The organism is Achromobacter sp. MFA1 R4 (assembly GCF_900156745.1).
In the GTDB taxonomy this organism is placed as follows: Bacteria; Pseudomonadota; Gammaproteobacteria; order Burkholderiales; family Burkholderiaceae_B; genus Achromobacter.
Genome location: NZ_LT707065.1, coordinates 3,992,119 through 4,004,303 on the forward strand (window position 1 = coordinate 3,992,119; position 12,185 = coordinate 4,004,303).

General features: G+C 67.2%; 8 protein-coding genes. 4 read left to right on the forward strand and 4 right to left on the reverse strand.

Annotation, left to right across the window (positions count from 1 at the left end; genetic code table 11):
• Nucleotides 1-28: 28 nt before the first annotated feature.
• Nucleotides 29-1,288 (reverse strand): transcription termination factor Rho, encoded by a 1,260-nt coding sequence (gene rho / locus BXA00_RS18200; protein ID WP_043541410.1) that lies wholly within the window; start codon nt 1,286-1,288, stop codon nt 29-31.
• Nucleotides 1,289-1,405: 117 nt separating this feature from the next.
• A complete protein-coding gene (trxA, locus tag BXA00_RS18205; protein WP_006218534.1) occupies nt 1,406-1,732 on the reverse strand; it encodes a thioredoxin TrxA in 327 nt (108 codons plus the stop codon).
• 323 nt (nt 1,733-2,055) lie between these two features.
• On the opposite strand from trxA, the gene parE reads away from it, so the two are divergent.
• From parE to BXA00_RS18225, 4 genes are all read left to right on the forward strand, one after another.
• Complete coding sequence (gene parE, locus BXA00_RS18210; RefSeq protein WP_076519876.1) at nt 2,056-4,017, forward strand: DNA topoisomerase IV subunit B; 1,962 nt, start codon at nt 2,056-2,058, stop codon at nt 4,015-4,017.
• Nucleotides 4,017-4,616: a YcxB family protein gene (locus BXA00_RS18215; RefSeq protein WP_076519877.1), complete on the forward strand. Its 600-nt coding sequence runs from the start codon at nt 4,017-4,019 to the stop codon at nt 4,614-4,616. The genes parE and BXA00_RS18215 overlap by 1 nt, the downstream gene beginning before the upstream one ends.
• A 45-nt stretch (nt 4,617-4,661) precedes the next feature.
• Nucleotides 4,662-6,992, forward strand: a complete 2,331-nt coding sequence (parC, locus tag BXA00_RS18220; protein WP_076519878.1) for a DNA topoisomerase IV subunit A — start codon at nt 4,662-4,664, stop codon at nt 6,990-6,992.
• A 76-nt stretch (nt 6,993-7,068) separates the two neighbouring features.
• Entirely contained in the window at nt 7,069-8,268 is a 1,200-nt protein-coding gene (locus BXA00_RS18225) for a DUF418 domain-containing protein (protein WP_076519879.1), read from the forward strand.
• Nucleotides 8,269-8,272: 4 nt separating this feature from the next.
• Here BXA00_RS18225 and BXA00_RS18230 read toward each other — a convergent pair whose 3' ends face one another.
• Together BXA00_RS18230 and BXA00_RS18235 are read right to left on the reverse strand one after the other, a co-directional pair.
• Complete coding sequence (locus BXA00_RS18230) at nt 8,273-10,891, reverse strand: TRAP transporter fused permease subunit (RefSeq protein ID WP_076519880.1); 2,619 nt, start codon at nt 10,889-10,891, stop codon at nt 8,273-8,275.
• Between the two features lie 138 nt (nt 10,892-11,029).
• The gene (locus BXA00_RS18235; protein WP_076519881.1) at nt 11,030-12,034 is read right to left on the reverse strand and encodes a TAXI family TRAP transporter solute-binding subunit; all 1,005 of its coding nucleotides are present in this window, start codon (nt 12,032-12,034) and stop codon (nt 11,030-11,032) included.
• Nucleotides 12,035-12,185: the final 151 nt, after the last annotated feature.

The following is a 12,185-nucleotide window of genomic DNA, read 5'->3' on the forward strand; positions in this document are numbered from 1 at the left end:
TCGGCGCTTGCGGGCGCGGACGGCCTGCTTACTTCTTCTTCATCATGTCGAAGAATTCGGCATTGGTCTTGGTGGCGCGCATCTTGTCCAGGATGAACTCCATGGACTGGACTTCGTCCATGTCGTGGATGAACTTGCGCAGCACCCACACCTTCTGGAGCAGGTCGGGGGCGATCAGCAGCTCTTCGCGGCGGGTGCCCGACTTGTTCAGGTTGATGGACGGGTAGACGCGCTTTTCGGCCAGGCGGCGCTCGAGGTGGACTTCGGAGTTGCCGGTGCCCTTGAATTCTTCATAGATGACTTCATCCATGCGGCTGCCGGTTTCGATCAGCGCGGTGCCCAGGATGGTCAGCGAGCCGCCTTCCTCCAGGTTGCGCGCGGCGCCGAAGAAGCGCTTGGGGCGCTGCAGGGCGTTGGCGTCCACGCCGCCGGTCAGCACCTTGCCGGAGGCCGGCACGACGGTGTTGTACGCGCGGGCCAGACGGGTGATCGAGTCCAGCAGGATCACGACGTCCTTCTTCATTTCGACCAGGCGCTTGGCCTTTTCGATGACCATTTCGGCCACTTGCACGTGACGGGTGGCGGGCTCGTCGAAGGTGGAGGCCACCACTTCGCCGCGCACCGTGCGCTGCATTTCGGTCACTTCCTCGGGGCGCTCATCGACCAGCAGGACGATCATGACCGCGTCGGGGTAATTGGTGGTGATGGCGTGCGCGATGTGCTGCATCATCACCGTCTTGCCGGACTTGGGGCTGGCGACGATCAGGCCGCGCTGGCCCATGCCGATGGGGGCGAAGACGTCGAGGATGCGGCCGGTGAGGTTTTCCTCGCTCTTGATGTCGCGTTCCAGGCGGATGACGCGGTTCGGGTGCAGCGGCGTCAGGTTCTCGAACATGATGCGATGCTTGATCGCCTCGGGCGCCACGCCGTTGACCTTGTCCACCTTCACCAGCGCGAAATAGCGCTCGCCATCCTTGGGGGTGCGCACTTCGCCTTCGATGGAGTCGCCGGTGTGCAGGTTGAAACGGCGGATCTGCGACGGAGAAATGTAGATGTCGTCGGTGCTGGCCAGATACGAGGTTTCCGGCGAGCGCAGGAAACCGAAGCCGTCGGGCAGGACTTCCAGGACGCCGTCGCCGAAGATCTGCTCGCCTTGCTTGGCGCGCCGCTTCATGATGGCGAACATCAGTTCCTGCTTGCGCAGGCGGTTGGCGTTCTCGATTTCCAGGCCAGCGGCCATTTCGAGCAGCTGCGAGACGTGCAGCGCCTTCAGTTCGTTGAGGTGCATCGCGGTGAGTGTTGGGGGAAAAGTAAAGGAGGGCTCTGGCGGCGCGCCACGGACGGGCTCGCGCGGTACTGAATGAGCGCCGCCTCAGCGGCGGCGCCTTCGTTTACAGCACGCGGTTTACAACGCGCCGTCCAGGAATGCGGTGAGTTGCGACTTCGACAGCGCGCCAACCTTGGTGGCGGCCGCCTGGCCGTCTTTAAAGAGCATAAGGGTAGGAATGCCGCGGATGCCGTACTTGGTGGCCGTGCCCTGGTTTTCGTCCACGTTCAGTTTCGCGATCGTCAGGCGACCCGCGTATTCGGTGGCGACTTCTTCCAGGATCGGGGCAATCATCTTGCAGGGGCCGCACCAGGCAGCCCAGTAGTCCACCAGCACCGGCTGGCCGGATTTCAACACATCGGCATCGAAGCTCGCGTCACTGACGTTCTTGATTTGGTCGCTCATGATGGTGATTCTCGGTTCGGCAGCAAAAGGCGCGTTAAGACGCGCCTTGCCGTTGTTCTTGTTTGTGGAATGGGCTCAAGCATACCACTGTCAATAACAACAGGCATACCACTGTTAATAACAACAGGGTTTGCTGGATTTGTGTAGGATGTTGCGGCGCGGCCGTCGCGATCCGGGTCACTGAACCCCGGTGTGCCGGTCGTGACTGTCATCATCCTACCGAAATCGGACTTGGTCAGGTCGTGCGCATCCCACCCGGAGCCGCGCAGAATCTAGGCTTGTCCGTAAAATGTCGGTTTTTTTCCACAGATGTTGGGGATAACTTGGCCACTCCACGTTACAACGAGGCGTCCATCCGCGTCCTGAAGGGGCTGGAGCCCGTGCGCCAGCGCCCGGGCATGTACACCCGCACCGAAAACCCCCTGCACGTCGTGCAGGAGGTCATAGACAACGCCGCAGACGAGGCCCTGGCCGGCTACGGCAAACAGATCCAGGTCACGCTGCACGCCGATGGCAGCGTGTCCGTCGAGGACGATGGGCGCGGCATCCCCGTCGGCCTGCATCCCGAAGAGAACGCGCCCGTCGTCGAACTGGTCTTCACGCGCCTGCACGCGGGCGGCAAGTTCGACAAGGCCGGCGGCGGCGCCTACGCCTTCTCCGGCGGCCTGCACGGCGTGGGCGTGTCCGTCACGAACGCGCTGGCCACCCGTCTGGAAGTCGTCGTCTGGCGGGACAACGCCGTGAACCGCCTGGTGTTCAAGGGCGGCGACGTCGCCGAACCCCTGGCGCCCTACGACCAGGGCGGCCGCAAGAAGTCCGGCACTCGCGTGCGCGTCTGGCCCGACGCCAAATATTTCGACAGCCCGAACATCCCGCTGGGCGAACTGACGCACCTGCTGCGCAGCAAGGCCGTGCTGCTGCCGGGCGTGAAGGTCACGCTGGTCAACGAGAAAACCGGGGACACCAAGACCTGGCAGTACCAGGACGGCCTGCGCGGCTACCTGGCCGAGGCCCTGGCCGGCGCGGAACTAATGGTGCCGTTCTTCGAAGGCGAACAGTACGCCGGCGCCGACCACGAGAACTTCGCCGAAGGCGAGGGCGCCCAATGGGTGGTGGCCTGGACCGAGGACGGCAACGCCGTGCGCGAGTCCTACGTCAACCTCATTCCCACGCCCGCGGGCGGCACCCATGAATCCGGGCTGCGCGAAGGCCTCTTCGGCGCGGTCAAGGGCTTTGCCGAGCTGCACAGCCTGCTGCCCAAGGGCGTGAAGCTGCTGCCCGAAGACGTGTTCGCCCGCGCCAGCTTCGTGTTGTCGGCCAAGGTGCTGGATCCGCAATTCCAGGGCCAGATCAAAGAGCGCCTGAACAGCCGCGACGCCGTGCGTCTGGTCGGCGGTTTCTCCAAGAGCGCGCTGGACCTGTGGCTGCACAGCAACGTCGAATATGGCAAGAAGCTGGCGGAGCTGGCCATCCGTCAGGCGCAGGCGCGCCAACGGTCGGCGCAAAAGGTCGAAAAGCGCAAGAGTTCCGGCGTGGCCGTGCTGCCCGGCAAGCTGACCGACTGCGAATCCAGCGACGCCACCCGCACCGAAGTGTTCCTGGTCGAGGGCGACTCGGCCGGCGGCTCGGCCAAGATGGGACGCGACAAGGAGTTCCAGGCCATCCTGCCGCTGCGCGGCAAGGTGCTGAACTCCTGGGAGGTCGATCGCGACCGTCTCTTCGCCAACAATGAAATCCACGACATCTCGGTCGCCATCGGCGTGGACCCCCACGGTCCCGGCGATACCCCCGACCTGTCCGGCCTGCGCTATGGCCGCATCTGCATCCTGTCCGACGCGGACGTCGACGGCTCGCACATCCAGGTGCTGCTGCTGACGCTCTTTTACAAGCACTTCCCCAAGCTGGTCGAGGCGGGCAACGTCTACGTCGCCAAGCCGCCGCTGTTCCGCCTGGACGTGCCGGCGCAGGGCAAGCGCCCCGCCCGCAAGATCTACTGTCTTGACGAAGGCGAACTCGAGGCCGCGCAGGACAAGCTGCGCAAGGAAGGCGTGCGCGAAGGCGCCTGGTCGGTCAGCCGGTTCAAGGGCCTGGGCGAAATGAATCCCGAGCAGCTCTGGGAAACCACCATGAACCCCGACACGCGCCGCCTGCTGCCGGTGGGCTACGGCGACCAGACACCCGACGACACCACCCGCATGTTCGACATGCTGATGGGCAAGGGCGAATCCTCGCAACGCCGCGCGTGGATCGAGGAAAAGGGCAACCTGGCGGAGCTCGACATCTGATGACGCCGTCCGCGCCCGGGCAAGCCCGCATGGTCGTCGACCTGACCGCCGACGACTACGCGGATTTTGCCGCCTATGTGTACAAGCGGCCGGAACTGCGCCGCCGCCGTTACCGGTCCCATCTGCGCTTTGCGATCCTGATGATCGTGGCCCTGCTTGCCTACCTGATGTGGCAGACGTGGGACGGCAAGGGGCCCAATTGGGGCCTGCTGCTGCCCGTGTACTTCCAGGGGCTGGCGGTGGGGCTGGGCATCCTGGCCTTGCTGGCGCTGTCCTATGAATACCTGCTGCCCGGCCTCGTGAGGATGAACACGCGCCGCATGCTGGCCAGGCAGCCCGACACGCTGTATCTCGGCCGGCACGAGCTGGACTTCGGCCCCGAGGGCGTCACGGACACCACAGCCACCGCCTCCGGGCGCATGGACTGGACCGACGTGCGCCGGGTCGAGGAAACCCCGGAACACCTGTACGTCATCCTCGGCACCCTGCAGGGCGTGATCATTCCCAAGCGCGGGCAGGACGCCACCACGCTGCAGGCGGTGCGCGCCCAATTGCGCGCGCACGTCGCCGACACGCAGCTCATGGCCGCGTCCGCCTGAGGCGCATTGGCGCCGTTTCGATGAAATTGTCTACCTGAAACCATCATGACCGACAGCAATCAACCCGGCCTGTTCGACTCCAACCCGCCCGGCGGCGATGGCGATGACAACGCCGCCATCACGCTGGCGCGCTACGCGGAGCAGGCCTATCTGGACTATGCGGTGTCCGTGGTGCGCGGCCGCGCCTTGCCCGACGTGGGCGACGGACAAAAGCCCGTCCAGCGCCGCATCCTTTTCGCCATGCAGGCGATGGGACTGGGCGCCGGCGCCAAGCCCGTGAAGTCCGCGCGCGTCGTCGGCGACGTGCTGGGTAAATACCATCCGCACGGCGACCAGGCCGCCTACGACGCCATGGTGCGCATGGCGCAGAATTTTTCGCTGCGCTATCCCCTGATCGACGGCCAGGGCAACTTCGGCTCGCGCGACGGCGACAACGCCGCCGCCATGCGTTACACGGAAGCGCGCCTGACCCCCATCGCCAAGCTGCTGCTCGACGAGCTGGACGAAGGCACCGTCGATTTCGTGCCCAACTACGACGGCAGCCAGCAAGAGCCGCAGATGCTGCCCGCGCGGCTGCCGGTGATGCTGCTCAACGGCGCCTCGGGCATTGCCGTGGGCATGGCCACCGAGATCCCGCCGCACAACCTGCGTGAAGTCGCCCAGGCGTGCGTGGCGCTCATCAAGCAGCCGCAGTTGCCGGACGAGGAACTGTACGCAATGATCCCCGGCCCGGACTTCGCGGGCGGTGGCCAGATCATCACGCCGGCGGCCGACATCGCGCAGATCTACGGTGGCGGCCGCGGGTCGCTCAAGGTGCGCGCGCGCTGGCAATTCGAGGAACTGGCGCGCGGCCAGTGGCAGCTCGTGGTCAACGAACTGCCACCCGGCACCTCCTGCCAGAAGGTGCTGGAAGAAATCGAGGAAATCACCAACCCCAAGGTCAAGACGGGCAAGAAGAGCCTGACGCCCGAGCAGACGCAGTCCAAGGCCGTCATGCTCAACCTGCTGGACGCCGTGCGCGACGAGTCCGGCAAGGACGCTGCGGTGCGCCTGGTCTTCGAACCCAAGACCTCGCGTGTGGACCGCGACGAATTCGTCAACACGCTGCTGGCGCAGACCAGCATGGAAGGCAGTTCGTCCGTCAACCTGGTGTGCATCGGCACCGATGGCCGGCCGCGCCAGAAGGGCTTGCGCGACATCCTGGTCGAATGGCTGGCGTTCCGCACCAACACGGTGGTGCGCCGCACGCGCTTTCGCCTGGACAAGGTCATCGACCGGATCCACGTGCTGGAAGGGCGCATGGTCGTCTACCTGAACGTGGACGAGGTCATCCAGACCATCCGCGAATCCGACGAGCCGCGCGCCGCGCTGATGGAACGCTTCAAGCTGTCCGAGCGCCAGGCCGAGGACATCCTGGAAATGCGCCTGCGCCAGCTCGCGCGCCTGGAAGGGTTCAAGATCGAACAGGAGCTGGCTGACAAGCGCAAGGAACAGGTTTCCCTGCAGGAGCTGCTGGACAACCCCACGACGCTCAAGCGCCTGCTGGTCAAGGAAATCGAGGCCGACGCCAAGCAGTATGGCGACGACCGCCGCACCCTGATCGAGACCGCCGAGCGCGCCGTGCTCGAAACCAAGGTGCTGGACGAGCCGGTCACCGTGATCGTCTCGCAGAAGGGCTGGCTGCGCGCCCGCCAGGGCCACGGCCACGATGCCGCGCAATTCGGCTTCAAGCAGGGCGACGACCTCTACGGCGCTTTCGAGTGCCGCACCACCGACACGCTGATCGCGGTGGGCGACAATGGCCGGGTCTATTCGGTCCCGGTGTCCGGCCTGCCGTCCGCGCGCGGCGACGGCCAGCCGGTCACCACCATGATCGACCTCGAATCCGGCACGCGCATCGTCCATACGATCGCGGCCGCCAGCGACAGCCGCTGGCTGCTGGCCACGCGCGGCGGCTATGGCTTCGCGGCCAAGCTGTCGGACATGGTCAGCCGCCAGCGGGCGGGCAAGCAGTTCATCACGCTCGAAGAGGGCGACGAACTGCTGCGTCCGGTGCCGCTGTTTGCAGGCGCCGTGCAACTGGCGCTGCTGTCGCAGAAGGGCAAGTTCCTGGTGTTCGGGCTGGACGAGGTCAAGTCGCTGTCTGGCGGCGGACGCGGCACCATCCTGATGGGGCTGGACGGCGCGGACAAGCTCGACCAGACTGTGCCCATCGGTCCGCTGGGATTGCGCGCCACAGGCATCTACCGCAACAAGATGACCGAAGACATCCTGGTCGGCGCCGCGCTGGCGGTCTACGTCGGCAAGCGCGCGCGCAAGGGCCGGGCGCTGGACGTGCGGCCCAAGCAGCCGCTGCTGTCCCCGGTGCTGGGTTGAACCGGGCGCGCCGCCTGATGCCCGAGCCGGCAGGCGGCGCGCGCCCCTTGCGCCGCCCGCGCCGCCAAGGGCACGCATGAGCGGCGCGGCTGCCCGCCAGCCCAGGCTGGCGCATGTCGATGCCCTGCGCGGCTTTGCGCTCTTCGGCATCCTCGTCGTCAACATCGGCGTGCTCGCGTTTCCGTTCTATGGCGCGGGCGTGCCGGACCCGGCCTGGTCCAGTCCGCTGGACGTGACGGTCCGCTGGTTCGTCGCCTGGCTGTTCGAGACCAAGTTCTACCTGCTGTTCTCCTTCCTGTTCGGCTACAGCTTCACGCTGCAGATGGCGGCGGCCGAACACGCCGGCGCGGCGTTCGCGCCGCGTTTCCTGCGCCGGCTTGTCGGACTGGCCGTGCTGGGCCTGGCCCACGCGATCCTCTTCTACCAGGGCGACATCCTGGTGACCTACGCCTTGCTGGGCCTGGCGCTGCTGCTATGCCGGCGCATGGACCCGGGCCGCGCGCTGCGCCGCGCCCTGTGGCTGATCGCGCTGGCGTCGGCGGCGTGGCTGATCCTGGGCGCGTTGAGCCTGCTGGGGCCCGCGCCGGCGGACTATGGCGCCCAATACAAGGCCGAGGCGCTGGCCTCGATCCAGGCATACCGCGGCACCATCGGCACCACGATCGCGCAACACATCAAAGAGCTCTCCGAGACCGTCTGGTTCACGTTGCTGTTCGTGCAGGGGCCGTTCGCCTTTGCCATGTTCCTGGCGGGCTACGCGCTGGGCCGGCGCAATGCGCTGGCGGATCCCTGGCGTTCGCCCCGCGCGCTGGGGCTGTTGTGCGCGCTGGGCCTGTTGCCCGGGCTGGCGGGGGCCGCGGCCTACGCGACCAGCGCCTTGCCCCAGGCCCGCGTGGTGTGGGAACTGCCGGGGCTGGCCGTGGGCCTTTTCACCGCGCCGTTACTGAGCCTTTCCTACGCAGCGGCGTTCCTGCTCGCGCTGCGCACGGGCCCAGGCCGGCGCCTGGGCGAGTGGCTGGCGCCCGCGGGCCGCATGGCCCTGAGCAATTACCTGATGCAGTCCGTGGTCTGCGCCTGGCTTTTCACGGCATGGGGGCTGCGCCTGTACGCCGCCGTCTCGCCGCTGGCCGCGTTTGTCATCGCCGTCGCGATCTGCGCCGTGCAGATGCCGCTGTCCGCCTGGTGGCTGCGCCGGCACGCCTACGGCCCCGTGGAGTGGTTCCTGCGCGCGCTCACCATCGGCGCGTGGCCGGCCTGGCGGCGCGTGCAGGGTTGACCGTCTAGACCGCCCGGGTGCGCAACCGGCCTTGCGGCGTGCCGCCGTCGCGCCGGCCCTGCCAGGCCCACATGCCCGCCAGCAACGCCATCGCGGGCAGGTAGACCCAGAAATCGGACCAGCGGTGCGGGTTGGGCGCCTTCACGCTGACCACGTCCCATCCCTGTTCCCAGCCTGCGCGTTGCGCGCGGCTGCCGAAGCGCACCCCGCCGATCTGGATCTGGTCGCCCAGGCGCATCAGCGTCAAGCCGGCTTCGGCCAGCCGCTTGCGCCCGGCGTCGGCGCCGCCGCCGCCCGCTTCAAGCGCGGGCAGGGCGACCGCCACCGTCTTGGTCAACTCGTCGCCTTCCAGGTTCAGACCCTTGAGCACCACGGTCAGCCGGCCGTTGTCGGGCAGGGCGGCTGCCGTGGCCTGGATCTCGGACGCCGGCCGGCTTTCATGGCTGGGCGCGAAATGGTCCATGAACCAGTCGGGCCGGAACAGCATGAACGTGACCAACAGCAGCACCGCGACTTCCGCCAGGGTGCAGCGGACCCTGAACCATCGCATGGTGGCGGCGGCGAAGGTCAGCGACGCCAGCGTGGCGCCCGCGACCACCAGCGCCAGCTCCCAGCCGTAGTTCACGTCGATCAGCAGCAGCGTGGGGTTGAAGACGAACATGAACGGCAGGATGGCCGTGCGCGCCGCGTAGGTAACGCCCTGGATGCCCGTTTTGATCGGGTCCTCGCCGGAGATGGCGGCGGCCGCGAAGGTGGCCAGCCCTACCGGCGGCGTGATGTCGGCCATGATGCCGTAATAGAACACGAACATGTGCACGGCGATCAGCGGAATGACCAGGCCGTTCTGCGCGCCCAACTCCACCACCACGGGCGCCATCAGGGTCGCCATCAGGATGTAATTGGCCGTCGTGGGCATGCCCAGTCCCAGGACCAGGCAGACCGCCGCGGTGAAGATCAGCATCAGCAGCACATTGCCCATCGACACCAGTTCGACGAAGGCCGTCATGCGCAGGCCCAGCCCGGTCAGCGTGATGGCGCCGACGATCAGCCCGGCGGTGCCGCAGGCGATGGCGATGCCGATCATGTTGCGCGCGCCGTCCTGCAGGCCCCCGACGGCGTCGCGCCAACCCTGGCGCCAGGCGGGCGCGGCCGGCTGCTTGCGGAACCAGGCCAGGATCGGACGCTGCGTGACCATCTGGAACAGCATCGCCATCGCGGCCCAGAAGGCCGACAGGCCGGCCGACAACTGCTCCACGCTCAGGCACCAGACCAGGATGCCGATCGGAATCAGGAAGTACAGGCCGGCGCGCACCGTGGGCCACGGCTGGGGGCGCACGGGATGATTGATGTCGATGTCCTGCGGCAAGTCGGGGTGGCGGGCGGCCACGCGCAGCAGCCACACGTAAAGGACCGCCAGGAGGACCAGCAGGATCGGCGTCGCCGCCTGCCCGGCCAGCGCCTGCACGCCCGTGCCGATTCCGTAGACCGCGCCCATCACGAGCAGCGTGCCGCTGATGCCCATGCCCCAACCGGCCAGCTTTTGCAGCGGCGTGCGGGCGGGGCCCGACGCCATCATCGGCTGGATGCCCAGCTTCAGCGCTTCCAGGTGGACGATGTAGAAGAGCGCGACGTACGAGATCGCGGCGGGCAGGATGGCGTGGCGGATGATGTCGGCATAGGGGATGCCCACGTACTCGATCATCAGGAACGCGGCGGCGCCCATGACGGGCGGCATGATCTGGCCATTGACCGAGGACGCCGTTTCGATCGCGCCGGCGCGCACGCCGCCATAGCCCGCCTTCTTCATGAGCGGGATGGTGAAGATGCCGCCGGTCACCACGTTGGCGACGGACGATGCGGACACCAGGCCGTTCACCGCCGAGGACATGACCGCCACCTTGGCGGGCCCGCCGCGCAGGTGGCCCAACAGCGCGAACGACACCTGCATCATGTAGTTGCCGGCGCCGCACTTGTCGAGCATGGAGCCCAGCAGTACGAAGATGAAGATGTACGACACCGATACGCCCAGCGCCACGCCGTAGACGCCTTCGGTGGTGAGCCACATGTGCGACATCAGCCGTTCGAGCGATGCGCCGCGGTGAGCCAGCACGTCGGGCAGCCACGGACCGGCCAGCGCATAGGCCACGAACACCAGGCCCAGCACCGTCATGGGCAGGCCCAGCGCCCGGCGGGTCACTTCCAGCAGCAGCGCGAGGCCGATCACGGCGGTGCCCACGTCCAGCGGCGTCGGCTGGCCGGGCCGGGCCGCCAGCTCGTTGTAGAAGACATAAAGATAGCTGCCGCAAAAGCCCGCCGCCAGGGCCAGCACCCAGTCATACCAGGGCATGCGGTCGCGGGCGGAGCGCTTGCTGGCCGGATAGGCGAGATAGCCCAGGAACATGGCGGTGCCCAGGTGCAGCGCGCGCGCCTCGGTGTCGTTGAAGATGCCCCAGTTCAACGAGAACGGGATCGGCGAGGCGTACCAGAGCTGGAAGAAGGACCAGAGCAGCGCGCCGGCGGCCAGCGTGGCGCCGGCCATGCCGCGCGCGTCGCGGCCGCCGCGGTCCGCGTCGGCGACCAGCTGTTCCAGGTTCGGGGTCGGCGTGTGCGACTCGTTTGTCATGAAATTCCCCTGCGTATCGTGGCGCGCGCCGACGCGTTGGCGCGCGATGAGCCGCCCCGCGCGCCAGGCGCGCGCAAGGACGGCGCCCGCGGCCCGAGGCGGATGCCTCCGGGGCCGCGGGCGCGGCTGCGACGGGCCTTAGAGCAGGCCCTTTTCCTTGAAGTACTTCGCGGCGCCCGGATGCAGGGGCGCGGACAGGCCGTTCTTCACCATGTCGGCGGCCTTCAGGTTGGCGAAGGCGGGATGCAACTTCTTGAAATCGTCGAAGTTGTCGAAGACAGCCTTGACCACGATGTAGACCGTGGCCTCGGGCACGTCGGCCGAGGTGACGAAGGTGGCGGTGACGCCGTAGGTCTGGGTCGCTTGCGGATTGCCCGGATACAGCCCAGCTGGAATCGTGGCGTGGGCGTAGTAGGGGTACTTTTCAACCAGCTTGTCCACGGCCGGGCCGGTCAACGGCACGAGCTTCGCGCCGCAGCTCGTCGTGGGATCCTGGATGTTGGCGGACGGGTGGCCCACGCCATAGAAGAAGCCGTCGATCTTGCCGTCGCACAGCGCCGAGCCATGCTCGTCCGGGCGCAGCTCCGACGCGAGCGAGAAATCCTTCATCGTCCAGCCCATCGTGGCCAGCAGCTCTTCCATCGACGCGCGCGTGCCCGATCCCGGATTGCCCACGTTGAACCGCTTGCCCTTGAAGTCTTCGAATCCCTTGATGTTGGACTCTTTGCGCGCCACGACGGTGAACGGCTCGGGATGGATCGAAAAGACCGAGCGCAGCTTGGTGAAGGCGCCTGCCTGCTTGAACTGGCCTTCACCGTTGTAGGCATTGAAGCCGACGTCGGATTGCACGACCCCCAGGTCAAGCTCGCCGGCCTTGATGGTGTTGGCATTGAAGACCGAACCGCCGGTCGATTCGACCGAGCAGCGGATGCCGTGGTTGGCGCGGTCCTTGTTGACCAGGCGGCAGATGGCGCCGCCCGCCGCATAGTAGACGCCGGTGACGCCGCCCGTTCCGATGCTGACGAACTTCTGCTGGGCGGCGGCCGGAGCCGGCGCCGTGGACAGCAATGCCGTCGCCAGGCCCGCCGCGGCGAGCGTCCAGGCATTGCGATGGCCCAAGGGGTGTTTGAAAGACCTGGTCATGCAAACTCCTTTTGGGGGTTTTCCCCGTGTGATTGCCGGTCTGTGCCGGCGGTGTTGGCAGCCCGCGAGCCGCGGATTGCCCTGTGCTGAATCATCACGTGCCCGCTGTCGGCGGGCGGCGCGCGCGGAACCCGCCGTCGCGCGCGCAGGC